Raw genomic sequence first — 25,698 nt, forward strand, 5'->3', positions numbered from 1 at the left:
CTAAGCAATATTCAGCTTACTAAAACAGACCAATTAACCATTTAATCACTGTCCAAAGTCCTAACACTACAAAAACGATAATAATGAGCCCTAAAATATCAGGAATATGCAGATAGAGCCAAGCAACAATAGAATTACGCCAAAAGCCACTTTGCCGCTGCTTATCCTCTAGGCTTTGATGTAGAAACGGCCGATCCATATGGGTGGTCTCAGTAATGCCGTACTCGTCTTGCAAATGCTGATGCACGATAGTCAAAGTCTTGCGACTCGGGCGAATAAAGATATCGAGTAAAGTGCCGATGCCCGGCACTATGCCGACTACCATGTCGACCAAGGCTAGTTGCACCGCTGGGGTCATTTTATTGGCAGGAACGCCTAATTGTCGACCCAAAATAAACGCATAGCTGGTCAATATCAGCCCCGCTATATCGCCTGCTAGCGGAATGGTTGACAGCGCCGCATCCGCGCCTAGACCTTGCTTAGTGAAAGGTATGCGCACCACAGAATCCATAGTGTTAGCGAACTTGGCGAGTTTGCGCTCAGTGGCAATGACTTGCTCGCGGGTTAACCCGTGCTCGGCAAGGTTTATCTCATAAGCCGTTTGTACCTCATTCGCTGCAGGGTTTTTGGTTGAGTAGCGCTTTAGTGACTCAGATAATTTACCCATTAAAGGTCGTCCATAGACAAGAGATAGCAGTTAAGGCAAAGACGTAACGCCCGACCCAGATATTGGCCAAAAAAGCTTGAAAGCAAGGTATCGGCTGACGGCTAGCGCAAGCACTGTTTTGCTTAGCGAACATCATCGCCACTAACGCCAAACCAAAGATAGGAATAATATTCAAGCTCGTTGGCGCAAAATAATGCCAGAATACCACGCCCATTATTAATAAAAAGAGCACTTGCAGGATAGAGATGATCACGATATCGAACCGACCAAAGAGTATCGCAGTGGATTTAACCCCTATCTTTAGATCGTCTTCGCGATCCGCCATCGCGTACTGGGTGTCATAAGCAACCGTCCAACACATATAAGCGATAAACAGTAACCAACACCAAATATCAGGCGCGCCTTGCACCGCGACATAAGCCATCGGTATCGCCCAACCAAAAGCCGCGGCCAAAAACACTTGCGGCAAATGGGTAAAGCGCTTCATAAAGGGGTAAATAAAGGCCAGAACGATCGCACCAAGTGACCAATAAAATACTTGAATCGGTAAGAAGAACAACAAACAAGCGCTAAGGACAACTAATACTAAAAACGCTGCTATCGCCTCACGACCAGAAAGCCGACCATCGGCAAGTGGACGACCTTTTGTACGCGTCACATGACCATCCACTTTACGATCAGCAAAATCATTAATCGCGCAGCCTGCCGCCCGCATCAAAATAGCCCCAAGCGCAAAGATAATGAACACGCGCAAACTTGGCAGACCGGCAACTGCGCCTTGCTGCTGAGCCTGACCCATCGCCGCTAGCATCACGCCCCAAAGCGTCGGCCATAGCAAGAGCTCAATACCGACCGGCTTATCAAAGCGCGTTAATTGCATATAAGCGTGCAGCTTGTCTTTTAGGCTTAACTCTAAGGGCGTACTACTCATAACTTTGATGCTCTTTATAGGTTCTCATACAGACTATTAGCTTCGATTAATGACAACTCAGGATACTGCTTACGCAATGCCTTGATTGCTGCAACTTTATTGTCTTGGACGTTTTGCTGACGTAGATAGGTCATATATTCTTGCGGACTGCGCAGCTTTTTAAGCTCACCTTCTAAACGCAAAATACGAGTGCGCAAAAATATATTTATCAATAATAATGCGGCTCCTACCGCCCAAACTATGATAGTTAACATCGCTCTCCCCTAAGCTGACTGCTACTAAAGATCAATATAAATATAATAACTCATATCCCACTAAACGAAATAACCATCAAAGCGGACGGCTGCATTATGCCAACTCTCATCGGGGTTTTGCTGAGCCAAAAATGGTGCTTGCTGCGGACGCTTGACGATAACCCGTCCTCGTTCTTCTTGATTATCGGCCACCACGGCCTGCGCATTTTTTAGTAGAGCCATCTCTTCATCTAAAGTCGGCGGACGAGCGAGGTGATGCAGCGCTTGCATCTGCTTGCCTACCTTTGCGCCTTTGCCGGTGCTACTATCTTGGTAGCTGTCCTCAGGAAACATCGGATCCAAATAAACGACATTAATTCCTGCTGCTTGACCAGTAGTGCCATTCTGCAATTGTGCAAAATAACTTAGCGCGTCAGTATTGATAATAGTCAACCGTGCCATCAGCTTTTGCCAATTGGGCTGCGCACTCATGCGCTGCTGCTCACTCAATAATAACAGTGCCATCAGCGGCTCTTGCTCTAGCATCATCACTTGTGCGCCCGTGCTCGCTAGTATCAAGCTATCATGACCAAAACCTGCGGTTGCATCTAGCACTTGGCTGTCTGCGCTAATTTTTGCGGCTTTTAGGATTAACTCCGACTTGCGCCCTGCGCTCACTACGCGCCGCTGTAATTTATCCCACTCAGGCGCTACGCTGAGAGCCGCGCTTAATAAGGATAGTTTGTTTTTATTATCCAGTAACAAAGCGGCTTTATCGCCCTCATTGTTTAATTCGGCTAGCCGCTGTTTTATTTTGCCTTCCATGAACTCTAAATCGAGAGTTATCGGTAGTTTATTGTCAGCGATTAAGGTCCGTAAGCGCTCAATAGCTGACAGCTGCGAGCCATCAACATAAAGTAGTTTTATCGCTTTATCCTGCAAACTGATACCCAAACACCCAAGCCGCTAGCAATACCACGACGCCTGTGACAATGCGTAGCCAAGCAAAAATAGTAAAGTCGCGGCGGCTGACCCATGCCACAAGCCAGCGAATACAAAGTAGCGCTACAATAAAAGATACGACCGTGCCTATCGCTAATACCAGCCAATCCTCACTGCTAGTCAACACCTCATGATGCTTAAGCAAATCAAGCAAGCCTGCACCAACGATCACTGGGATACCCAAAAAGAAAGAAAACTCAGCCGAGGCTTTACGCGAGACGCCAAGCCAAAGCGCGCCGATAATAGTTGCGCCCGAGCGTGAAGTGCCCGGTATCAGAGCTAAACATTGAAACAAACCTATCATAAGCGCGGTCTTAAAACTGACGTCCTCCGCCTCTTTTGCGACGATAGTTTTGGGACGCTTTTCGACATAAAAGATGAGCAAACCACCGATAATCAGCATAATGGCGACGACGATAGGATTAAACAGATACGCCTTGATCTGATCGGCAAAAGTAAAGCCGACGATCATCACCGGAATGGTGGCGATAATCAGACTGAGTCCGAGCTGACGCGGATTTGCCATTGTCTCTGATTGACCGGTTATCAGCCCCATAAGCGCTTGCCAGAGTCTGCCCCAATAGTCGTAGATGACTGCAAGGATAGCGCCTAGCTGCACAACGACGACGAAAAGATCGACTTTTTCTTTAGTCCAAAAACTCATGATATCAGCGGATAGAATCAGATAGCCGGTGCTAGAGATGGGTAAAAACTCAGTGATACCTTCAACGATACCCATGATGACAGCTTGAAGTAATAAAATGATATCCACGTACGCTTTCCTAACCACAGACTTAGTGTCTGCTTGATGTGATGATATAGTCAATTAAAAATAAAACTGACATAAATTGAAAGGCGTTACTGGTATAAATTTTCCTTGCGTGCTGCTGACACAGAGGCTGCACAAAATTCATCCCAATAGCGCTACAACATTTTTATATTGAATCTTTTATATTAAATATTGTTTTTGTTTAAAAAAGGCAAATAGATAACCGTTAAGACCCTGAAGCTTTGCCTTGCTCTTTTAAAGTCTTCCAAGCTTGATTACGCAGATACTTTGGCAAGGCACCAGCCGCTTCGGTGCCGCCATTCGCCATAAATTGGACGATACCCATTTGCCCAATGATCGACGCATCTGGCCAAACGTCCTCGTGAGTGACTTGATCCGCATGCAAGGTTAGCAGTCTTGATCCATTGCCTACTATTGGTAAATCATTCTCAGTTTGACGCTCATAATCCATTAAGCGCTCTGTACTGTTTTCTTCATTTACACCAGTGTCAATGCTATTGAATACGGGCTGCATCATGGGATTATCACTGTCGTTATCTGCTAGCACATACTCACCAAAGTACACTTGCTGCATACGTGCATCAAGAGCGCTGTAAACGTGCGTTAAGCCGTATTGCTTATATGTAGTCTGTGCGATAGCTTGCAGGCTCGATACGCCAACACACGGTAAATCATGCGCGACCGATAACGCTTGTACCACGGCCGTATTGATACGAATACCGCTAAAAGCGCCTGGTCCGCGATTGAATATCAAAACTTGTATATCGCTAAGCTGCGAGTCGCTAGCTTGTAAGGCCGCTTCTATCATCGGTAGTATCTGCCGCGTTTGCTCACGTTTGCCTTTTTCGGTTTGGTTAAAGACAACTTTACCTTCGCCATCCAATATGGCGACCGAACATTGATCAAACACGGTATCCATAGCTAAAAACATGATAACCTCGGCTTCTCTTAAAGACTTAGATTTTTCGCTGGCAAATTAGCAGCTATAAAACAGCACTTATAATAACACAAAGCCTCAAAGCTAAAGCTAGCTTTGAGGCTTTGTTATGCATCATTATAACGTTTATTAAAAGCGCTTTTTAAAGCCTTTTGGCATTTGGTTTTGCATCTCTTGCATCTGCTTTTGCATGTCTTCCGCGCTTGGCATATTATTGGGATCCAGTCCCATCTGCTTAGCCATCTCGGCTTGGTTGACATTTTTCATACCGCCTGCGCCTTGTCCTTTAGAATTACCACCGCCGCCGAATAACGGACCACCGCCACCCGCTGCGCCGCCACCGCCCATCAAACCTTGCATAGACTTCATCATCTTGCCGATACCTTCAGGCTTAGAGATCATTTTCATCATCTTAGCCATTTGCTTATGCTGCTTAAGCAAACGATTGACGTCTTGAATCTCACGGCCTGAGCCTGCAGCAATACGGCGCTTACGACTAGGATTAATCTTACTAGGGTTTTTACGCTCAAACGGCGTCATCGAATTGATTAGCGCCTCCATTTCTCGCACTTTTTCTTCAGGCTTAGCATCTTCGACGGCCTTTTGCATATCCGAGCCGCCCATACCTGGCATCTTATCTAAGAACCCCGCCATGCCGCCCATGCTTTTCATTTGCTGAAATTGAGTGAGTAGATCTTCAAGGTCGAAGTCGCCGCCCTTTTGCATCTTTTTCGCCATTTTTTCGGCTTTATCACGGTCAATTTTTTGCTCGACTTCCTCAACCAAACTCAGTACGTCGCCCATACCAAGGATACGCTGAGCAATACGCTCAGGATGGAAAGCCTCAAGCGCGTCCAACTGCTCACCGCGGCCTAAGAACTTGATCGGCTTACCAGTGATAGCGCGTACCGATAAGGCCGCACCGCCGCGCGCATCACCATCGGTTTTGGTGAGGATGACACCAGTCAATGGCAGCGCATCATTAAAGGCTTTAGCCGTATTGGCCGCATCTTGCCCGGTCATCGCATCAACGACAAACAGAGTCTCAGACGGATTGACCGCCGCAGTCAGGGCCTTAATCTCATTCATCATCGCCTCATCGATAGCTAGACGACCAGCGGTATCGATGATTAAGATATCTTGATATTGAATTTTTGCCTCTTCGATCGCACGCTTGGCAATATCAATCGGATCTTCTTCAACCGTAGAGTTGACAAACTTAGCATTCACTTGACCGGCCACTTGCTCGAGCTGCTTAATCGCTGCTGGACGATAGACGTCGGCTGAGACCAGCATGACTTTTTTCTTTTGCCGCTCTTGTAGATATTTGGCTAGCTTACCGGCGGTGGTGGTTTTACCTGCGCCTTGTAGACCGGCGAGCAAGTAAACTACCGGCGGTTTGCCTGTCATCTCTAATTGCTGATTGGCGCTACCCATCATCTCGGTCAACTCGTCATGGACGATTTTGACAAAGGCTTGGCCTGGCGCTAGCTCTTTGAGCACTTCAGCACCTAGTGCTTGCTCCTTGATGCGTTTAACGAAATCGCGAGTCACTGGCAGCGCCACATCGGCCTCTAATAGCGCCATGCGCACTTCGCGCAGCGTGTCCTTGATATTGTCTTCGGTGAGCTGTCCGGTACCAGCGATATTGCGCAAACTCGATGATAATCGTTCGGTTAAGGTATCAAACATAAGTATTTCTCGTATTTCAGTGAATGTTTTATCGTGTTCTGTGTTCTGTGTTCTGTGTTCTGTGTTCTGTGTTCTGTGTTCTGTGTTCTGTGTTCTGTGATTTATAACAGGCAAATTATTAATAAATAGGGTTTTGGCTTTATAGGCTAGCTTTGTGCATCAGCGGTAATAAGCAATTGCTCGTTCGACTCAACATAAAAGTCATATAGCGAGACTAAAATGAAGGTTTCAAGGCTTATTGCAAAAAGAATAAATGAGATGATTCTCAATTAGGGGCCATTTTATGATAAATTGAACGATTATTATAATCATATCATTTTAGCAGTCACTTGAGCGCCGCTAAGTCATAATAGCGATAGTTTTGCGCTCCTGCTACCTCATGAGGCATGCCTGTGTTACTTGCGTTTGTGATTGCCAGTACGGCTTATATTGCGGTCTGCCTGTATATCGGTTGGGCGCTGACGGCGAATAGGGTTATCCATAAATCCGTTAGCTTGAGCATTTTGCTGCTGGGCATGTTGGCTCACGCGGCGCTGTTATATCCTTATATTGTCACCCTTTATGGCTTAAATTTTAATCTATTTAACGTCGTTAGTCTAACCAGTTTATTTTTCTTATTTTTCTATGTGCTGTTCTCGCTATACCGCCCTATCATCAGCTTAGGCATTTTGGCTGCGCCAACAGCCCTACTGGGGATGACAATGGGTTATGTTGGGCGCGCTCCTTACCAGCCGTTGACTAATGTCAGTGTAGGACTTGAAGCGCATATTATCTTATCGTTCGCCGCGTACTGCGTGCTACTAATGGCGGCGGTACAAGCGCTGTTTTTGCGTCTGCAAATTCGTGAGCTTAAGCACAAAACCATCCACCGCTTTTGGGTCAATAAACTACCCTCCCTACAAAGTATGGAAGGGCTATTATTCGATATGATCTTAGTCGGCTTTGTGCTGCTTAGCGTAGCGCTAGGTATCGGTTTTATCTATGTTGAAGATCTTATGGCGCAGCATATCGCCCACAAAACCGTATTCAGCGTCCTGTCATGGTTATTATTTGGCTTACTGTTGATAGGGAGTTGGCGCGGCGGCCTACGCGGCAAGCGCGCGGCCAATATCGCTATTTATGCTTTTATTCTATTAGCCGTTGGCTTTATTGGCAGTAAGTTTGTGTTGGAGCTCGTATTGTAAAGTCCAGTTAAAGCATCGGCCATTGAAGCGGCAACAAAGCCTTCCTAATTAAACACCACCGTTTTATTACCGGCGACTATGACTCGATTTTGTACATGCCAATTCACCGCGCGCGCTAGCACATTACGCTCGATATCGCGGCCAATAGCGCGTAATTCTGTAACACCTTGTCTGTGAGTGACGCGGTGCACATCTTGCTCAATGATAGGGCCTTGATCGAGCTCTGCGGTCACATAATGAGCGGTTGCGCCAATAAGCTTGACACCTTTCTCATACGCTTGTCGATACGGATCTGCACCTACAAACGCGGGCAAGAATGAGTGGTGAATATTGATAATCTGCATAGGCCACTTCTTCACGAAGTCCGAGGATAGTATCTGCATATAACGCGCCAGCACCAATAAATCATTATCCGCCATCAGCTTATCTATTTGCGCTTCTGCCTCTTCCTTATTACTCTTAGTCACTGGCACATGATGAAAAGGGATACCAAAGTTTTCAACTGCTTGGCGAAGATCAGTATGATTGCTGACGACACAAGTAATCGCGCAGTCGAGCAAGCCGCGCTGATGCCGCCATAATAAGTCCAGCAGGGCATGGTCAAACTTCGACACTAAGATACCGACTTTGGTCTTAACGGCATTGTTATGGAGTCGCCATGTCATATGATGGCGCTTGGCAACGGTATGTGCAAAGCTGGCCTCAAAGTTATCAATAATATCGCTCAGTTCCGTTAAAGCAAACTCTAAACGCATAAAGTACTGCCCGCCCTCATGAGCCGTTGAGTACTGATCGAGGGAGATAATATTACCGCCATAGCGATGGATAAACTCGGACACCGCTTGCACGATGCCGGCTTGGTCGCGGCATTTTATGAGTAGGGTGGCGGTGTCGGTCATAGTTGTCACCGCTAAGGTTTTATTAGAATGGTGACTTGGCGCTTGCTTAGTAATACTTTGGGTAGTGTCTAACATAAGTGACCTGATCTAAGAATAGGTTGATAAGCCCAATAAAAGATTAAGCTATTACCTCTCAATCGTATTAGGCTAATAAACGGCGTATTTAGTTGATTTTGTGATTTTTTGCTGACTGATTGTATTGTTTGGCAGCTCTATTTTTAAGACTGTCAATTGTTTACTTTTATAAATAAAAAACTCCCAGTGCATTAGTCGCTAGGAGTTTATAAAGTTTATATTAGGTTAGCTTTTAATCTATTTTAAGTACTCTAGAAAAGCTAAAGCCATTACTACTTACATTTATTCTAGCACCAATATCAAAGGCTTGATCAAAATCAACGATATAGAAATCTTGATTTGTGCTAGCCGTATTACTCGTTACCCCATCAATAGAGACTGAATAGTTTGGTCTATAAGGTGAAAGAGATACAGTTGTAGAGTCTTCTTGAGCATTGACGGTCACGCTCATACTATTAACACAATTAGCTCCGCCACTGCCAAATGGACTGCTATTACCTACCCAAGGACTAAAGAGGTTTGTCTCCTCTACTCTTAAATCATCCGCTAAGTAGGGTAAGCCATAGTTGATACTCTGCGTGTTCTCACTACCATTTAATAAGGTTGAAGCATCAAATCGTACTTTCACCCAGTTTGAATAACGGATAGGATAGCGTATTTCAAAGTCAGCTCGACCTTCATTGTTGGTTACGAAAGAATAGCCGTCATCATCAGATAGTTGACCACCAATGATAGCAACAGGGTTTATAGTTTCAAGAGTACCGTTATTGTTGACGTCATCATCCTGATCTAACGTATAGTTATAGTCAGGGTCTTCTGTAGTTTTCCAACCAGACTCGAACAGGATAGGCACTTGCTCAGAGAAGGTAGTATTGGCAAAAGCTAAGTCTGTGTATGAGACATTACTATCTAACAAACAAACTTTACCTTGAGCATATTCAATAGCATAAGATTTGATAGAGACTTCTTTATTAGGAACGGCACGCCCCGAACCATCCATTACTGATATTGAGCCACGTACCGTATAATATATATCATCTGATGATAGTTTATTAGCAAAGGCTAAAGTGGTATAGACCGCTTCCTCTGATACGGTAATCTTCGCCTCTTTTGGAGCCACTCCAGTGTTATCTTCTAATAAACGAGCATTAATTACCACTCCGCCAATAGGAGAGCTTGCATTGGCTAAATAAACGACACGCGCTTCACCTTTACTATCCGTAACTGCAGTAGCTGCCGATAGGCGACCCGCTGATGAATCTGAGGTACGACTGAAGACGACCGTTTGTCCTTCTACTGGTACATCGTTTTTATCTTTGACCGTAGCGACAAGCTCAGTGCTATTCCCTGGAGTAATGACAGATTTCACGGCTTGAAACAGCATCTTCGCAGGTGTAGTCGCTCTGAAACGGGTGTCTACAGTAGTTTGATACTTCAATCCACTGTTGGCACCTCCATTCAATACTCCCAAGACTCTTGCTTGCAATACTGCTGTACCTGCAGATTGAGAGGTTAAAGTAACCGGAATAGTTATGACATTATTGTCAATATTGTCTGTAATAATAGTTTTGGTAGTGATAACTCTACCATTATCAAACTTACCAAGTGTTGTTTGAACTTCTAGAGACTTGCCAATTAAAGCTCTAGCTTGTGCTGCTGTATCTGTACGTATTTGCACATTGATTGTTTGAGGTTTATTAACATCATAAAGCTCTTGAATATTGACAAAACTTATACCCGCGCGCGATATTTTGAGCAGATCAATACTGTTAGTACTACGCTGAGTCACTAGTTGCTTTTCGCCTACTGCTTTCGCAAAGATACGTAGATTTCCGTTACTGTCAAAGGTTAGATTACTTTCCTGAATATTAAAGCTCACCTCTCCATTAGCGTTAGTAGTAGCAACAGCATTTGACGAAATAACCACATCATTAGCGTTTACTAATTGCATTTCAGTATTAGCGATAGGTCGTCCTGCTCCATCTACTATCTTTGTAGTGACGATAGTATTGGCGTTGTCCTGTAGCTGAGTTACTGTTGCTTCAAGCGTAATTACTGTGCCTACCGCTGATAAGCTTAGCGATTTTTCTTCGCGTACTTGCATAGTCACCTTACCGTTCGCATCGTATTGTGGTGTGACAATTCTAGCATTGATGACTACACTGTGATTTAGACGAGCATTTATAGTATTAGCGGCCAGCAATACACCAACATCAATCTGACCATTAGTATCAGTCGTTACTATACTTGGAGTAGTTAATGCAGCGCCACTCGCTTCTAAGTTTTCTATACTTAACTGTACGGGCACACCAGTTAATACTCCGCCACTACTGTCTGTAACTATAAAGGTTGCATTAGTCTGATCACCACCAGTATTTAGAGTAGATTTATCAGAAGAGACCAGAATCTGATAACTATCAATGGTTGAGGTGTCGACTGCTACAATATAATTTTGCACTAATGTAGTGTTTTCGGCAGTCGTAGTAGTCGCAGTAAGCTTAATACCATTTTCTAAAATAGCTTGATTAACATTAGCACCTGACTCTAGCGTTAAATTAAAAGTAGCCACCCCATCACTGTTAGTTGTAGCGGTGCCATTGCCCGAAATGGTGACACCTGTTTTGATAGGGTCATCAACGTTTAAGCGTACCACGCGACTAGCAATACTGCCCTCATCATCTTTGAGGCGAACGAACACTTTAAAGGTATCGCCTTTAGTATTCACCACTTTGTTCGCGCCAATGGTTAGACTCTCTTTAGTACCCTTGATATCTGGTGTCACTGTGCTCACCGTAGCGCTTCGTGTGGTAATGTTGCCACTAGCGTCAGCCGCAGATAAACCAACGACAAAACTTTTACTGATAGCCGTCTTTTGCTCAGCCGTTAGATTATTAGGCACAGCAAGGGTAAAGGTAGCTCTACCAGAATCATCAGTAGTCTGACTACCTCCTGATACTAGCGTTACCCCATTACTAGCCGCGGTTGCTGGCAGTGCTAAGAAAACTTTTTGACCCGTTACTACATTGCCTTTACTATCTTTGGCAATCACCTCAATCTGAGTTTCGCCGCCATTTAAATTCAGCAGTTTTGATGACGTCGCCGATAAGGAGACAGCGGAAGTCATAGACTGTACTTTGATTTTGATTTGTTGCTCTTTACCCGTGAGCGTTTCCGTCAATGTCGCTGTTAGTGGCGCTCTGCTTAGCGCAGCCTTTTCTTCAGCATTCAGATCATTCGGTACGACTACATTGAAGCTGACCAGACCGTTTGCGCTAGTAGTTGCTACAATTACTGATGAGCCGATTTGGCCGTTTACTGTCAACAACCCTGCTAAAGCTTTGTTAGCAAATTCCAACCGGATAGGCTGACTAGCGATTTGGTCCCCAGAGTCTTGATCGCTTAGTTGTGCTTGTATACTAGCACTGCTACCAACGTTATTGAGAATATAACCGGCTTGATTGTCGATATTACTAGTAGCATTCAGGACATTTAAGTTGACCGCAGGAGTAATAATAGTGACTTTGGTAGCAGCAGAGTTATAAACAACGCCATTTTCGACGTAAGATAATTGATAATTAATCCCAGTCTTTTTGAGGTCAGCACGCTGGGCGGCGGTTAGATTACTTGGTATTTTAACCGCAAATATCGCGTTACCACTAAAGTCTGTCGTCGCTGATTGCGTAACAGTGACTCCATAACTAAGCGCCTTGGCGCCCAATTGGATAGTGATATTTTTATCTGTCACTGGTTTAGCATTATTACCTTTCGTTGTCAGCTTAACATTGATGTTGCCGTCACCACCAAACTCGCTAATACTTGGGGTAGCAATAGAAGCAAACTCAATACTAGTTGCTGGTTGTTGAACTTTAATGTTCCCTGACAACCTAGACTGAGTGCCGTCATTATCAGTTAGTACTGCAGTATAACCAATTCCTGACTTTATCAAATTATTGCGCTGCGTTGGCGTTAAGCTTTTGCTAATAGCAATATCAAACTCTGCGATACCATTACTGTTAGTAATCAGCTCATTACCAATAATGGTGATGCCAGTACTATTACCATTAGTTAGCACTAGTTTAACTTTTCGATCTGCTGCTGCACTGCCATCTTTACGCTTGCCAGCGACTTGTAATTTGAACTGTTCTGCTAGTGCACTAACGACTCCTGATGAACTTTGTACTGACAGCTTAATGTCGCTTTGACCTATATCAGAGCCAATACCAATACGCTCACTAATGGCAGTGCTTAGTACTCCTGATGCTTCAGTTATACTTGCAGACAATACAAAGTTACCTAACTTATCGATACCTGAATTCTCTAATTGTGCTTTCTGTGCGTCTGTTAAATTATTAGGAACGCGTACGGTATAGCTGACTTCCCCATTATTATCTGTGGTTTGCTCAGAATTATTTTGCAGTGTTAACAGACCAGCCTTGGCTAAATCTTCAGGCAAGCTTGCGGTGACTTTTTGGCCTGCAATGATACCGCCGCGTTTGTCATTGACCCGGAAACTAATAACCGCACTACCACCCGAACTAGATAGCTGTTTTTTATTGCTTTCATTAAAGTTAATTTTATACTCTGCAACTGGTAAATAGACTGCACTAGTAGCTGTTTTTGGCGTTGTTGAACGGTTAGGTTCTGTTAAGACGACCGTATAACTAATGCCTTCTTCGATAAGCGTTTTGCGGTCATCTGCGCTCACAGTATTAGCAACATTTAAGGTTACATTGGCTTGACCTTGAGCATTTAGAGTTACTTTATTAGCGCTTAGACTCACGCCAGTTACTGCGTCATTGAGCTTGATGGTGGCAGTCGACCCATTAATAGTTGTCGGTACTTTGGTGTTTTTGGCAGTAGCATTAATAGCAATAGTTTGGCTGTCACCGTAAGCGCTAAGTCGACTAGGACTAGCAGTCACGCTCACCGCATAATCAGAGATAGGTAGCGCTGCTTTGAATGCACCTTTCGTTTCTTTTGTCGCCCCACTGTTTTCTGCAATATTGATAGCATACGCTATGGTTTTACCTACTAGTGCCGTACGATCAGCAACTGATAACTTGTCATCTACTTGAATGGTAAAGGTAGCTAGACCATTAGTATCAGTAACCTTTGTACTGCCACCAACGATGGCGACGCCTTTGACGTTCGCAATACCTAAGCCTACCGCTACGTCTTTAACGCGAGCGCCCTTGCTATTTTTGGCAATGACACTGAGAGTCGCGGTATCACCGTATACATTTAAGACGTTATTAGAGACAGAGCTAGTCGTCAACGACGTGCTGATATCAAGCTCACTTTCGACGACTTGCGTACCATCGCCGCTACCTTGTTTACTAACACGCACGGTATTAGTCTGAGTAACTTGACCGCCATCGTCCTTATTAGCCGTGGCTATTAATTTGAAACCGTTGGTTAACAGCGCTTCTTCATTAGTAATAGCTTGCGGATTGAGTTTCAGCTTATAAACAGCATTACCTTCGCTATCTGTCACCGCAGTACTAGCGCCCTCAATAGTGACACCATTGCTCTCAGACCCTTCTACCGTTAAGCTAACTTCTTTATTAATCATTGCCGCAGAAGTTGCTTTTTGTACTGCCTTCACCGTTACCGTAAACACAGTTTCTTCATCTGTTAGCTCTATGACAGTCGGGCTTACGGTGAGTTTTTGAAGAAAGAAATCAGGCTCTTCAACTGGCGTTTGTTCCTCACCATCATTATCGTTACTTCCATTATCGCCACTACCATTGTCTGGTTGCACCCCTAAATCGGGCTCAGGCGCAATCGTATCGCCACCCCCATCACCGCCACCGCAGCCTGCCAAAGATAACGCGAGACTCAGCGCCGTGAACTTAAATAATGTAGAGCTGAGAGGTAGTGAGCTATAGAACATATTTGGAACTCCGCACAAGCGACAATTTATTTGACAAAGCAAACACAAAGAATGAGGTAACCTATGGTCTATAGGCAAAGATAAACTAAGAATGCAATAATATACTACATATTAATAGTTTGTATTGAATTTATCACAGTAACTTTACTGAATTTTATCGGAACTTACAATCGATAATTAGATTTTAAAGTCATTTAATCACTCCCCTATAGATGCAAATTCAAGGTATAATAGCGCCCATTGAGATCGACTATTATTGTAAAATAATTTGAGTATTTAGCTATTTTATGGTATAAATGTCGCCTTTAAAATTTTCTGAATTGGTCACTCTGTTATTTGCCTTTAGATAACAGTAATGCCAGCTCAACCTTCATATAGTTTTGTTTGGTGCAAAGATGCCGCTTGCTGTGTCCATGCCGCATATTCGCGCAACTTGCCCAGACTGGTGTGGGAATCCCCCATACCTCATAGATTAGGAGTTCGCCATGTCTAGAGTTTGCCAAGTGACTGGAAAGCGCCCTATGGTGGGTAATAATGTTTCGCACGCGAACAACAAAACCCGTCGTCGCTTCCTACCAAACCTTCATCACCATCGTTTTTGGGTAGAATCTGAAAACCGTTTTGTCCGTCTACGTGTCTCTACTAAAGGTATGCGTACTATCGACAAACTAGGTATTGATAAAGTGCTAGCAGATTTGCGCGCACAAGGTCAAAAAGTTTAAGCCACATTTAAACTTAGTGCTCTGCCACTTTTAAAGGAAAATTATCATGAGAGATAAAATCAAGTTGGTATCAACTGCTGGTACTGGATATTACTATACGACGACTAAGAACAAGCGCACAATGCCTGGCAAAATGGAAATCAAAAAGTTTGATCCTAAAGTTCGCCAGCATGTGATCTTTAAAGAAGCTAAAATCAAATAATCTTCGTTTATGTTAATCGCTGATATTTAAATAAAAAAAGGGTTTATCAGATGATAAACCCTTTTTTTTGTGCGCTACGTTTTATTGTTTGGTGCTAGTTAACTTAAATGCTAGTTAAATCAACTGTAGTGTTCAGTTAGCTATAATGCGTGGGCTCTTTGTCGTAGACATGGGCATGCCACTGGCTCATCTGCTTTTGCATAATGACTTGAATAGCGGCATGAATCATGTGCTGACCGATAGATTGCGTATCGCTGCCCAGTAAGTCTTTTAGCTTATCGGAGAAATCAATCGTCATTAGCGCTTCTTCATTTTTATCTGAATCACGCAATAACAGCGTACCATCATCGGACTCTACAAGCTCAAGAGTCGTCTCTTTGGCAAATCCTGAAAACGGATCGGTATTATCAGTCTCCACTTCTATCTCATTATCAATGTCGTATGGCATTATATGTTTCCTTATTATCCCGTAAGTTACTGCCTTAAAACTAATGATTTAATTCTCTACAGCGCTCGGGTAAAATCTTCGTTACTTCATACAATGGACGCTTTAGTTGTCAATTTCAAGGGCAAATCTTCAACGCCAGTAGCGCAACTTTGCTATCGTGAATAAAAACGCCACAAACATCCCCAGATAATACATAAGCTTGAGCTCTAAAGTCGGATCGCGGTATTTAAAAGGTAAGGCTATTGCAGCAGTAGCTGTTGGCAGTATTAGCAGCATCAACAGCCAGTTCTCTATCACATTGAGCCAACCTTCTAAGCCCGTGCCTTTACTCAACCCCGCGAGCCCTAACAGTAAGCAGGCGATAATAAGACTTGTGAACAGACCGTTTGGTAACTCTTTAGGATAAATAGTATCAGCAATGCGAGTGGGCATGATTTGCATACAAAAAACTCAGTCGTTTTTATGGTCTAAGCTAGTAATAGCTTATCGAAGATAGGAAAAAATTATTGCGTAAGACAAGATTAGCTATAAGTGCCCATAATCCATAATAGTGAAATGCAAGAGGTCAAATATCCCAAACTTATCGCATTCCAGCCTTCTATTTGCGTACCATTGATCTTATTAAACAGCTTCGAGCCCAACCAAAACAGTAAGGGGATACCCATAACAAAAGCGGGAACTAGCACTGCCGCATGAAGCATGACCTCGCTGACATCGTGACCGGCTATCAAGCGAAAGCCATAACCGGCTAAGCTTAGAATCAATGCAAACACCGCTAGGCCAATGGTGATGCCTTTGGGTACTAAGCTGCGCGCGCTCAAAGTTGCTTCCTTAGAAGTTGACTCAGAGTGTATGCTCGGATTGTGAGAATTCATTTGCGAGTCCATAAATCACCTCAGTTAGCAGTACGATTACAACTTGTTATGGTTTTAGCTAGTCCTTTCTTTATGGAGGCTTACCACTGTAAAAGCAAGCGTCAAAGCTAATAGAGACTACTGATTTGTCATAGCAAGCTCGGCACGCATGGCATCAATAGCGACTTTATAATCGTCTTGATTGAAGATAGCCGAGCCAGCAACGAACATATCAGCGCCCGCTTCAGCAATAGCGCGAATATTGTTGGCCTTAATACCGCCATCCACCTCTAACCTAATATCACGGCCGCTAGCGTCGATACGCTGGCGTACTTCTCGTACTTTATCTAACGTGCCTTCAATAAAGGACTGCCCACCAAAACCAGGGTTCACACTCATAAGCAGAATTTGATCGACTTTGTCCATGACATAATCTAAATAATGTAGCGGCGTTGCTGGATTGAACACTAAGCCGCATTTAGCGCCGCCGTCTTTGATCAGCTGCAGTGAACGATCGATATGATCGCTAGCTTCAGGATGAAAGGTGATGACGTTAGGATCCGCTGCTAAAAACTGCTCAATCATGCCATCGACAGGCGCTACCATTAAGTGCACATCAATAGGCGCTTCGATACCATAGTCGCGTAATGCCTGACAGATCATGCTACCAAAGGTTAGATTGGGCACGTAGTGATTGTCCATGACATCGAAGTGAATGACGTCGGCCCCTGCTGCCACAACGGATTCAACTTCTTCGCCCAAACGAGCAAAGTCAGCGGACAAAATAGAAGGGGCGATTAAATACTGCTTATCAGGACAAATCATAGGAGAGCTACCTAGTTAATGGACATTAAAAATAAGAAATAATTTAAGAAGTATTAACGCGGTTTATATTGGGTCTTACAATAAGCGCGGCCAACCTTGAAGTCGCGTTTGGCGTCATGCTTAGTATTGCGGCCCGTTACCCGCTCACGCCACAACCGAAAGGAGGACGGCTTTAGTTCTTGACGCATCAGTTTAATAACTGCAGTTTCATCAAGGCCATAGCTATGCTCTATCGCGGCAAATGGCGTTCTATCTTCCCATGCCATCTCGATGACCCTTGAAGTTTGCACTTCGTCTAGCACTATATTGTCGTCTGCATCGGTTGGTTGAGCGGCTGTTACCGCTTGCTCAGCACTATGAGCAGCATTAGTTTGCTGCTCATCCTCTAGCTGCTTTTGCGCTAATGCTGCTGTCATATCGGCTTTCATAGTCGCTAATGACGACTGAGTCTCTGTATCCGCTAGCGTTTGGTTCATAAGGTTTGCCTTATTTGTTATTTAACTTAAGGGCTGCTTTCTTATTTAGCTCAGCTGCGCTTGGCGATAATGATGCCAAATATGATCTTCGATTACTGTTTGAATAAAATAATAACTATGATCATGGCCGGCTTGATAGCGTAGCGTCAAAGGCTGCTGCGCTTCTTTACAAGCTTGTTGTAGCTTTTCGGGCTGCAGCTGTCCTTCCGCCAAAAAGTTATCGGCAGCGCCTTGGTCTACTAATAAGCTGGCATATTGCTGCCCCGCTTCTTTGATAACCTTAGCGGCATCGGCTTGTTGCCATAACGACTTATCATCACCGAAATACTCGCTAAAAGCGGCTTGCCCCCAAGCAGATTCGCTCGCTGCGCACACCGGCGATAACGCTGAAACACTAACAAACTTACTAGGATATTTAAACCCCAATAACAACGCGCCATGACCGCCCATAGAATGGCCGGTAATACCGATGCTGTTCACCGGGAACTCATTACGCAGCAGATCATAGAGCTCATCAACGATATAACTTTGCATATTGAAATGCTCTGACCACGGCGCTTGTGTCGCGTCGATATAGTAGCTTGCGCCTTGTCCGACAAAGTAACGCTCATCATTTGGTACATCAATATCATCGGTACTACGCGGCGAGGTGTCTGGCGCAATAAAGATAATGCCAAGCTCGCTGCATTTTTGTTGAAAGTGCGCTTTATGCGTGACGTTGTCAGCATTACAAGTCAGTCCTGATAAATACAGTATCGCCGGACAGCGCTGACCAGCGAGTGCCTCGTCTGGCAAATAAATACTAAAGGTCATGGGCGTGTTAGTCACTGATGACTCATGGCGGTAATAGTGCTGCTCGCCATCGAAGCAGCGATTAGCGCTGACTTGCGTCAATTTTGAGCTGACAGATAACTTTTGATTAGAATAATGACTCATCACTGATATCCTTTTATATTTACCATTTTTATCGTTATATATAGTCAATTCGAAATAAAATCGATACGTTAATATCATCGTGTTACTGGTACAAATTTTCTTTGCTTGCTGTACGCTTCGCACTCCAGAGGCTGCAAAAAATTCATCCCAGTAGCACTGTATCGGTTTTGAAGTGAACTAATTATAGTTAATTCTAAATAAAACAAATACGTTATATTCATCGTGTTATTTAAGTGCTGTGAAAAGCAAACTTATTACTCACATAATAAGTAAGGACAGACCTGATCCCTATTATACAAACTATCTGCAGACTATCTATTGGCTTTCTTTAGCTCTTTGTTAAGGGGTGGTGATATCGTAGCCTTACTTATTAGAGCGTGACACTTTTATTTCGTATCCACCATAGCAGAAGGCTGCAGCGCTCGCTTTTGATCAAATAATACTTGCTCAAAAGCGGGTAGAGCCGTCTTCATCAGGCTACCGACTACCATTTGCGGCTCTGATGGCTCAAACCCCATGAACCTTTCGCGCTCTTGTATGCGTAAGCTCGCATCTTTAAAGGCGGCGGCAAAGCTGGTGTTTTCACGTAGGCTTTCAGCAAAGAAGGCTTGTCCAAAATAAGTCATCTCAGCGCTATTGGTACAGCCAAATGACATTTTATCCGCTGCTGACGCGGTGATAACCACTGTGGTTGGAGACATCAGCTCGTCGATAAAAGAACCTGAATAGCAAGCCGACACGACGATGACCCGCCAGCGAATACCAGATTCATCCAAGGCTTCACGCAGCCAAGCCGGATGCAAATCATCCATCGCCACAGGCGCGTTTGCCAATTGAATGATATCTTCGTTACCGTGTGATGATAAGGTGAGCAGCAATACATCTTCATCGCTATTCATCTGTTGGCCGATCTTTTTTAGGCCTCGTAAAATACTTGTCTTCGTCGCTATGGGCTCGTCCGTCCAGCTGTAGCGGTTATTGATTAAAGATAAAGAGCGCCCACTAGTGCCAAAACGGACATCGAATAGCTCACGGGCATTATTAATCTCAGAGCGGAAGACATCCTGCCCGGCAAATCCTGCGACGCCCATAAAGTACCATTCCGTCTTACCCAAGATACTAGCATCAATACTAGCTAAGGCGTTTTGTAGTAGCTCAGGCTGTTTATAAATAGCCGCTTCTTCTAATATTGGTTCTACTGGTATGGGTTTGAAAATAGGCTGATCAGCGACGTTTTTTTGCCAAATAGTGAGTAAGGCCACGGCCCCTATCAGCACGATAATGCGCTCCCACCAAGGTGTGCGCAAACGCTGAGAGAAGATCCATAACAGCGCTAGGGTTTGCCATAAAAACAATATTAAAAACAATATTGGTAAAAACGAATAGCTCCAATCCGGTAACCAGCCGCGGCTGCCAAAAAACTGCACTAGGCTTTGTAGTAGTGCTGAGATACTATCTGCCACTAGCCATAATACGGCTGGCACGAATAATAAGCCTTGGTTGCCCGCGCGGCGCGCTAGAATGATACCCGCTAGTAGAATAATCACCGGCCAAATCAAGTAACTGACTAAGCCTTGCTCATTAAAAACGCTACCACTCTCCGCCGCTAACCAAGAAAAAAGCACATTGCTCCCAAGCGCCAATAGAGCAAACCAGGCAAACTGTATAAAGGTCGGTTTCACCCAAGAAAAGGCTCGCGTAGAGCCTATCAGCATCCAAAAAGCGGCTATAATATTGGCCGCAAAATTAAGAGAGAAGCGCTGAAGGGAGACGGTTTTTAGAGACGAGAGTGACAAAGACTTAAACCTCTATCGAGTCGGATAAAATAAGATAGGATGTACAAATTATAATTGATGGCTTATTAGCTTTCTAACATAACGCAATTGTAACGGATTGTCCGTTCAGACCATAAGGCTGATTTGTAAAAACCTTAATAGCCTTCGTGGTTACCAATCATACCTAGTCGTAAAAACCAGCCATAAAAGCTAATCATAAAAACCATCCACAAAAAAGGAGACCTCAAATGAGATCTCCTTTTTAGTTAACACCGATAATTCAACTACTGTCAAACTAGCGCATCAATAGCTCGTTGACGCGTTTTAGATAAGCGGCTGGATCTTCTAGCTGACCGCCATCAGCTAGTAATGCTTGATCAAAGATAACTTGCGCAAGGTCATCAAATTGCTCGCTGCTATCGAGTTTTTTGATCAGCGGATGTTCTGGGTTGACTTCCAAGATAGGCTGAGTGTCTGGTACTTCTTGACCCATCTGTTGCAGCATCTGAATCATTTGCGGCGACAGATCGCCTTCTGAAGTTACCAAAATCGCAGGGCTATCAACGAGACGATTAGAGACGCGCACGTCTTTGGCACGCTTATCTAGGGCAGTTTTTAGCTTTTCAACCACCGGCTTCATGGCTTCCTCAGCCTTTTGGGCTTCTGCCTTTTCTTCCTCGTCCTGCAGGTCGCCTAAGTCTACCGCGCCTTTAGCAATGTTTTGCAGTGGTGTCTCATCGAATGAGGTTAAGAAGTTCATTGCCCACTCATCGACACGGCTGGTCATGAGAATGACTTCGATGCCTTTTTTCTTAAATAGCTCAAGTTGCGGGCTATTTTTGGCAGCGGCTAAGTTATCAGCGGTGAGATAATAGATGGCTTTTTGACCCTCGATCATGCGGCCTTTATAGTCCTCAAAGCTGGTCGCAACTTTGTTATCCGTGCTGGTGGCATAGCGTAGCAGTTTGGCAATACGCTCTTGATTGCCCATGTCCTCGCCTAGACCTTCTTTGATCACATCGCCAAACTCGCTATAGAACTGGGCGAATTTGTCTTGCTTATCGCTGTCCTCGCTATTGGCTAGGCTTGCCAGCATCGTCAAGATGCGGCGGGCGTTACCATCACGGATAGATTTGACATCGCGCGACTCTTGTAGCAGCTCACGGCTAACGTTGAGTGGCAAATCAGCTGAATCAATCACCCCTTTAACGAAACGCAAGTAAGTTGGCAATAACTGTTCAGCGTCATCCATGATAAACACACGCTTGACGTAGAGCTTGAGACCATGCTGCTGCTCACGCGTGTAGAGATCCATCGGCGCTTTTTTGGGTACATATAACAGCTGGGTATATTGCACGCGGCCTTCCACGCGGTTATGCGTCCAAGTGAGTGGTTCATCCATGTCATAACTGATGTTTTTATAAAAATCGACATACTCGTCATCCTCAATCTCGGAGGCGGAGCGAGTCCATAGCGCACTGGCTTTGTTGATGGTCTCCCACTCGTCGGTCAAAACCATCTCGCCGCCAGCTGGCGCGTCGCTATCATCACCTTCTTCTTTAACATCTTCTTGCCAGACTTCTTTACGCATCTGAATCGGCAGACTGATATGATCTGAGTACTTATTGACCAAGCGCTTAATCTTCGCTCGATCTAGATAACTGTCTTCACCCTCGGTATATTCTTCTTTTAGATGCAAAGTGATGCTAGTGCCACGAGTCTCTTTAGTAATATTCTCAACCGTGAAGCTACCGCTGCCATCAGAGATCCAGCGTACGCCTTGCTCCGCCGATTCACCCGCTTTGCGCGACTCCACCGTGATGCTATCTGCGACAATAAAACCTGAGTAAAAGCCCACGCCGAATTGACCGATCAGTTGACCGTCTTGCTTTTGTGATTCAGAGAGCTTGTCTAAGAACGCTTTGGTACCCGATTTGGCAATTGTTCCTAAGTTTTCAATCGCATCGGCCTCATTCATGCCGATACCGTTATCGATAAAGGTGATGGTTTTAGCGTCCTCATCTACAGTGATGCGAATCTTTAACTCGCCATCGTCTTCGTACAAGCTGTCGTCGTTGGTGGCTTCAAAACGCAGCTTATCGCAAGCATCAGAAGCGTTTGAGACCAGCTCACGCACAAAGATGTCGGCATTAGAATACAGCGAATGCGTCACTAAATGTAGTAACTGCGCCACTTCCGCCTCAAAACTATGTTTTTTTAATTCTGGGTTGTTATCTTCACTCATAAAAAACTCCTTTATTGGAAATTGAGATTAACGTAAAACAGTAGCACTAAATGATAGTCTCAAATAACGCTAGGCTGTTTATACTAATAGGGTCGCGACCAAATATTTCAAGTTTAAAAGCCTTGTTATAAAAAAGTTAGATAAAAAAACACCGCTTAAGTTTCCTTAAGCGGTGTGGTTACTTCTTAAAATATTTTGATTCAAAAGCTAATAATCAACTACAAGCAGCTTGGCAAATCACGAGCAGGATCGCTATCACGAGCGGCTAGCGCATCTTCAACGCTCATACCTAGTGCTTTGGCAACGCCTTCGCCGTAAGCCGGCTCACACCAATGGCAGTTACGAATGTGACGATACTTGATAAAGTCTAGCGCATCGCCCATCGCTCTTGCCGTGTTATCAAATAATACCTGCTTTTGCTCCTCATTCATGAGGTTAAATAGCGCACGCGGCTGACTAAAGTAGTCGTTATCATCTTCACGGAAGTCATAATGCTCGGCATAGCCATCAACTTTTAAAGGCGGTTCAGCATACTGCGGCTGCTCTTGCCACTGCTCAAAGCTGTTTGGTGTATAGTGCGGACGACCGCCGTAGTTGTCATCGACACGCATCAGACCATCACGGTGGTTACTGTGTACAGGGCATGTGGCTTTATTGACTGGAATCTGCTTATGATTGACCCCGACGCGGTAGCGCTGAGCATCTGCATAGCTAAATAAGCGTGCTTGCAACATACGATCTGGAGAAGCACTGATACCAGGCACAAGATTATTTGGAGCAAACGCCGCTTGCTCAACATCGAGATGATAGTTGTCAGCATTTTTATTGAGCTCAAACTCGCCCACTTCGATGAGTGGATAGTCGCCTTTTGGCCAGACTTTGGTCAAATCAAACGGATGGTAAGGTACATTATCCGCTTCTTCTTCTGGCATGATTTGCACATACATTTTCCATTTTGGGAAATCGCCGTTATCAATAGCATTGAGCAAGTCTTCTTGATGGCTTTCGCGGTTGCTCGCGATGATATCAGCGGCTTCAGCATCGGTTAGGTTCTTAATACCTTGCTGAGTGACGAAATGAAATTTGACCCAAAAGCGCTCATTAGCGCTATTGATAAAGCTATAAGTGTGCGAGCCAAAGCCGTGCATATTCCGGTAAGAGGCTGGAATACCGCGCTCGCTCATAGTAATGGTTACTTGATGCAATGACTCTGGCAATAAAGTCCAAAAGTCCCAGTTATTCGTTGCCGAGCGCATATTAGTACGCGGATCACGTTTTACCGCTTTGTTCAGATCAGGGAACTTACGCGGATCACGCACGAAGAATACCGGCGTATTATTACCGACCATATCCCAGATACCTTGCTCAGTATAGAACTTCAAGGCAAAACCGCGAATATCACGCTCAGCATCAGCGGCGCCGCGCTCACCAGCTACGGTGCTAAAGCGCGCAAACATCTGTGTTTGTTTACCGACTTCATCAAAGATTCCAGCGCGCGTATATTTCGTGATGTCATTCGTCACGGTAAAAGTACCAAAGGCGCCAGAGCCTTTGGCGTGCATACGGCGCTCCGGGATAATCTCACGGTTGAGATCAGCAAGCTTTTCGTTAAGCCATAAATCTTCTGCTAAAAGCGGGCCGCGTTTACCAGCCGTTTTACTGTTTTCGTTATCAACAACTGGGGCGCCATTGCTCATGGTCAGCGGCGTTGAACTATAGGGGCATTTCTTATCACTCATCGGATTATTCCTTTAAATAGTTAGTCAAAGTATAAGCGCTCTTATGCTTTCTAACGCTTGCTTAGAAACTCGTTGCTAGTGCTTATTACACCTGAACCACTTTCATTTGTATAATGAATTAATTGTATCTTTTAGTTTTATTTTAATAATCATCATGTTAGAGCGTTTCTCAATTAGCATCAACGCTCAGTTACTTAACCGCATAAAAAAGGACAGCGTAGAAGCCATCCTTTAGGGTATTAACAGGGTACTGATATAAGATAAAATTTAGTAGCCCAGCCGCTAAAATCAGCTAGCTATCACGAACCAGTCATCGCATTAGCTGGGCATCGGACGAATAGTGAGAATCTGCTCACTACGACCAAACGGACCATGCACATCATGCAGCACCGCGCTAGTTAAGCCAATACCATCGTCGCCATATTGTTGTACCGCTTCGATCCCAAGCCACTTTCCTTTTGGCGCTCGGTGCATGTGGATTTGCAGATCGGTATTAGGAAATATCCATTCAAGCTTTGTCAGCCCAAGACCCAGTCTTTGTACCACACCATTAGCCGTATCGACCATGCCTAATAGCTTCACTAGATCGCTGGTCGCCTCGCCTTCGATCATATCAGTCTCATTAGTGATCCACACCATACCTTTGCCAGAACGGCGATCCGCTTCGGCGACCAAACTAACCGTTTCAATAAAACCACCCGGCCATTGTTTCATGCCTTCCCAAACTGGCAGCGCTTCGGGTTGATGCATGGCTGGCGCATCCTCAAGACCTGCGATCTCGCTAGTGTCTTGGGTGAGTAGTCGCCAAGCGCGCGCAATGATACAATCGCGGCCGCGACTAGTCATCACCGCTTCGATAAGCTCAATGGTTTTGCCGGGTCGAATACAGCGGGTGGTAATCGTAAAGTCGCTAAGCGGAATCAATCCCAAAATATCAAGACTAATACGGGCGATACGCATATTGTCTTGCGGATTGAAATGGTTCAGCTCATAAGTGAGCAGCCCTGTCGCTGGCGCCATGTGCTGTTCATGCTCGTTCCAAGCGCCTTGAACATTTTTGGTCGGTTGATAATAAGCGATACAAGTGCCATCTGGCTGCTGCTCGCGTTTGCTAAAGTGGTAATACGCTGACATAGCTGTCCTATATTTTTATTTGCATTTCCGTTTGGCTAT

Annotated in this window: 22 protein-coding genes; 3 read left to right on the forward strand and 19 right to left on the reverse strand. The window is 44.6% G+C overall.

Annotation, left to right across the window (positions count from 1 at the left end; translation table 11 throughout):
* Positions 1 to 19: 19 nt before the first annotated feature.
* The 7 genes from ACS8E3_RS04065 to ffh all read right to left on the reverse strand — a co-directional run bounded on the left by ACS8E3_RS04065 (position 20) and on the right by ffh (position 6,252).
* Entirely contained in the window at positions 20 to 667 is a 648-nt protein-coding gene (locus ACS8E3_RS04065) for a DUF4112 domain-containing protein (protein ID WP_439241515.1), read from the reverse strand.
* Positions 660 to 1,598, reverse strand: coding sequence for a 4-hydroxybenzoate octaprenyltransferase (ubiA, locus tag ACS8E3_RS04070; RefSeq protein ID WP_439241517.1), 939 nt, complete (start codon positions 1,596 to 1,598; stop codon positions 660 to 662). The genes ACS8E3_RS04065 and ubiA overlap by 8 nt, the downstream gene beginning before the upstream one ends.
* A gap of 14 nt (positions 1,599 to 1,612) precedes the next feature.
* Positions 1,613 to 1,852: a hypothetical protein gene (locus ACS8E3_RS04075; protein WP_201609707.1), complete on the reverse strand. Its 240-nt coding sequence runs from the start codon at positions 1,850 to 1,852 to the stop codon at positions 1,613 to 1,615.
* A 60-nt stretch (positions 1,853 to 1,912) separates the two neighbouring features.
* A complete protein-coding gene (locus ACS8E3_RS04080; RefSeq protein WP_439241519.1) occupies positions 1,913 to 2,785 on the reverse strand; it encodes a class I SAM-dependent methyltransferase in 873 nt (290 codons plus the stop codon).
* The gene (locus tag ACS8E3_RS04085; protein ID WP_439241521.1) at positions 2,763 to 3,605 is read right to left on the reverse strand and encodes an undecaprenyl-diphosphate phosphatase; all 843 of its coding nucleotides are present in this window, start codon (positions 3,603 to 3,605) and stop codon (positions 2,763 to 2,765) included. Before ACS8E3_RS04085 ends, ACS8E3_RS04080 begins: the two co-directional genes overlap by 23 nt.
* A gap of 223 nt (positions 3,606 to 3,828) precedes the next feature.
* On the reverse strand, positions 3,829 to 4,554 hold the full coding sequence (tsaB, locus tag ACS8E3_RS04090) for a tRNA (adenosine(37)-N6)-threonylcarbamoyltransferase complex dimerization subunit type 1 TsaB (RefSeq protein WP_439241523.1): 726 nt from the start codon (positions 4,552 to 4,554) through the stop codon (positions 3,829 to 3,831).
* Positions 4,555 to 4,689: 135 nt separating this feature from the next.
* Positions 4,690 to 6,252, reverse strand: a complete 1,563-nt coding sequence (ffh, locus tag ACS8E3_RS04095; protein ID WP_439241525.1) for a signal recognition particle protein — start codon at positions 6,250 to 6,252, stop codon at positions 4,690 to 4,692.
* Between the two features lie 392 nt (positions 6,253 to 6,644).
* Between ffh and ACS8E3_RS04100 the strand changes: the two genes are divergently transcribed.
* Complete coding sequence (locus tag ACS8E3_RS04100) at positions 6,645 to 7,436, forward strand: cytochrome C assembly family protein (protein ID WP_439241527.1); 792 nt, start codon at positions 6,645 to 6,647, stop codon at positions 7,434 to 7,436.
* 44 nt (positions 7,437 to 7,480) lie between these two features.
* Here ACS8E3_RS04100 and purU read toward each other — a convergent pair whose 3' ends face one another.
* The gene (purU, locus tag ACS8E3_RS04105; RefSeq protein WP_439241933.1) at positions 7,481 to 8,335 is read right to left on the reverse strand and encodes a formyltetrahydrofolate deformylase; all 855 of its coding nucleotides are present in this window, start codon (positions 8,333 to 8,335) and stop codon (positions 7,481 to 7,483) included.
* A gap of 307 nt (positions 8,336 to 8,642) precedes the next feature.
* Complete coding sequence (locus tag ACS8E3_RS04110) at positions 8,643 to 14,303, reverse strand: hypothetical protein (protein WP_439241529.1); 5,661 nt, start codon at positions 14,301 to 14,303, stop codon at positions 8,643 to 8,645.
* 485 nt (positions 14,304 to 14,788) lie between these two features.
* On the opposite strand from ACS8E3_RS04110, the gene rpmB reads away from it, so the two are divergent.
* Together rpmB and rpmG are read left to right on the forward strand one after the other, a co-directional pair.
* Positions 14,789 to 15,025: a 50S ribosomal protein L28 gene (gene rpmB, locus ACS8E3_RS04115; protein ID WP_339340655.1), complete on the forward strand. Its 237-nt coding sequence runs from the start codon at positions 14,789 to 14,791 to the stop codon at positions 15,023 to 15,025.
* Positions 15,026 to 15,071: 46 nt separating this feature from the next.
* On the forward strand, positions 15,072 to 15,227 hold the full coding sequence (gene rpmG / locus ACS8E3_RS04120) for a 50S ribosomal protein L33 (RefSeq protein WP_010201403.1): 156 nt from the start codon (positions 15,072 to 15,074) through the stop codon (positions 15,225 to 15,227).
* A gap of 136 nt (positions 15,228 to 15,363) precedes the next feature.
* Here rpmG and ACS8E3_RS04125 read toward each other — a convergent pair whose 3' ends face one another.
* From ACS8E3_RS04125 to ACS8E3_RS04170, 10 genes are all read right to left on the reverse strand, one after another.
* Positions 15,364 to 15,675 (reverse strand): hypothetical protein, encoded by a 312-nt coding sequence (locus ACS8E3_RS04125; protein ID WP_439241532.1) that lies wholly within the window; start codon positions 15,673 to 15,675, stop codon positions 15,364 to 15,366.
* Between the two features lie 129 nt (positions 15,676 to 15,804).
* The gene (locus ACS8E3_RS04130; protein WP_439241533.1) at positions 15,805 to 16,116 is read right to left on the reverse strand and encodes a hypothetical protein; all 312 of its coding nucleotides are present in this window, start codon (positions 16,114 to 16,116) and stop codon (positions 15,805 to 15,807) included.
* An 80-nt stretch (positions 16,117 to 16,196) separates the two neighbouring features.
* Complete coding sequence (locus tag ACS8E3_RS04135) at positions 16,197 to 16,550, reverse strand: hypothetical protein (protein WP_439241534.1); 354 nt, start codon at positions 16,548 to 16,550, stop codon at positions 16,197 to 16,199.
* A gap of 117 nt (positions 16,551 to 16,667) precedes the next feature.
* Positions 16,668 to 17,354 (reverse strand): ribulose-phosphate 3-epimerase, encoded by a 687-nt coding sequence (rpe, locus tag ACS8E3_RS04140; RefSeq protein ID WP_439241536.1) that lies wholly within the window; start codon positions 17,352 to 17,354, stop codon positions 16,668 to 16,670.
* A gap of 53 nt (positions 17,355 to 17,407) precedes the next feature.
* The gene (locus ACS8E3_RS04145; protein WP_439241935.1) at positions 17,408 to 17,659 is read right to left on the reverse strand and encodes a TIGR03643 family protein; all 252 of its coding nucleotides are present in this window, start codon (positions 17,657 to 17,659) and stop codon (positions 17,408 to 17,410) included.
* A 216-nt stretch (positions 17,660 to 17,875) separates the two neighbouring features.
* On the reverse strand, positions 17,876 to 18,766 hold the full coding sequence (gene fghA, locus ACS8E3_RS04150) for an S-formylglutathione hydrolase (RefSeq protein ID WP_439241538.1): 891 nt from the start codon (positions 18,764 to 18,766) through the stop codon (positions 17,876 to 17,878).
* A gap of 386 nt (positions 18,767 to 19,152) precedes the next feature.
* A complete protein-coding gene (locus ACS8E3_RS04155; RefSeq protein ID WP_439241540.1) occupies positions 19,153 to 20,562 on the reverse strand; it encodes a C13 family peptidase in 1,410 nt (469 codons plus the stop codon).
* 274 nt (positions 20,563 to 20,836) lie between these two features.
* Positions 20,837 to 22,786 (reverse strand): molecular chaperone HtpG, encoded by a 1,950-nt coding sequence (gene htpG / locus ACS8E3_RS04160; RefSeq protein WP_439241542.1) that lies wholly within the window; start codon positions 22,784 to 22,786, stop codon positions 20,837 to 20,839.
* Positions 22,787 to 23,004: 218 nt separating this feature from the next.
* Positions 23,005 to 24,525, reverse strand: a complete 1,521-nt coding sequence (locus tag ACS8E3_RS04165) for a catalase (protein ID WP_439241544.1) — start codon at positions 24,523 to 24,525, stop codon at positions 23,005 to 23,007.
* Positions 24,526 to 24,843: 318 nt separating this feature from the next.
* Entirely contained in the window at positions 24,844 to 25,659 is an 816-nt protein-coding gene (locus ACS8E3_RS04170; RefSeq protein ID WP_439241546.1) for a thioesterase family protein, read from the reverse strand.
* Positions 25,660 to 25,698: the final 39 nt, after the last annotated feature.

It is taken from the genome of Psychrobacter sp. 2Y5, from assembly GCF_051847375.1.
GTDB lineage: Bacteria > Pseudomonadota > Gammaproteobacteria > Pseudomonadales > Moraxellaceae > Psychrobacter.

Coding starts and splice junctions, on each gene's coding strand:
- ACS8E3_RS04065 (WP_439241515.1), bottom strand. CDS start 667: ATGGGTAAATTATCTGAGTCACTAAAGCGCTACTCAACCAAAAACCCT.
- ubiA (WP_439241517.1), bottom strand. CDS start 1,598: ATGAGTAGTACGCCCTTAGAGTTAAGCCTAAAAGACAAGCTGCACGCT.
- ACS8E3_RS04075 (WP_201609707.1), bottom strand. CDS start 1,852: ATGTTAACTATCATAGTTTGGGCGGTAGGAGCCGCATTATTATTGATA.
- tsaB (WP_439241523.1), bottom strand. CDS start 4,554: ATGTTTTTAGCTATGGATACCGTGTTTGATCAATGTTCGGTCGCCATA.
- ffh (WP_439241525.1), bottom strand. CDS start 6,252: ATGTTTGATACCTTAACCGAACGATTATCATCGAGTTTGCGCAATATC.
- purU (WP_439241933.1), bottom strand. CDS start 8,335: ATGACCGACACCGCCACCCTACTCATAAAATGCCGCGACCAAGCCGGC.
- ACS8E3_RS04110 (WP_439241529.1), bottom strand. CDS start 14,303: ATGTTCTATAGCTCACTACCTCTCAGCTCTACATTATTTAAGTTCACG.
- rpmB (WP_339340655.1), top strand. CDS start 14,789: ATGTCTAGAGTTTGCCAAGTGACTGGAAAGCGCCCTATGGTGGGTAAT.
- rpmG (WP_010201403.1), top strand. CDS start 15,072: ATGAGAGATAAAATCAAGTTGGTATCAACTGCTGGTACTGGATATTAC.
- ACS8E3_RS04125 (WP_439241532.1), bottom strand. CDS start 15,675: ATGCCATACGACATTGATAATGAGATAGAAGTGGAGACTGATAATACC.
- ACS8E3_RS04130 (WP_439241533.1), bottom strand. CDS start 16,116: ATGCAAATCATGCCCACTCGCATTGCTGATACTATTTATCCTAAAGAG.
- ACS8E3_RS04135 (WP_439241534.1), bottom strand. CDS start 16,550: ATGAATTCTCACAATCCGAGCATACACTCTGAGTCAACTTCTAAGGAA.
- rpe (WP_439241536.1), bottom strand. CDS start 17,354: ATGATTTGTCCTGATAAGCAGTATTTAATCGCCCCTTCTATTTTGTCC.
- fghA (WP_439241538.1), bottom strand. CDS start 18,766: ATGAGTCATTATTCTAATCAAAAGTTATCTGTCAGCTCAAAATTGACG.
- htpG (WP_439241542.1), bottom strand. CDS start 22,786: ATGAGTGAAGATAACAACCCAGAATTAAAAAAACATAGTTTTGAGGCG.
- ACS8E3_RS04165 (WP_439241544.1), bottom strand. CDS start 24,525: ATGAGTGATAAGAAATGCCCCTATAGTTCAACGCCGCTGACCATGAGC.
- ACS8E3_RS04170 (WP_439241546.1), bottom strand. CDS start 25,659: ATGTCAGCGTATTACCACTTTAGCAAACGCGAGCAGCAGCCAGATGGC.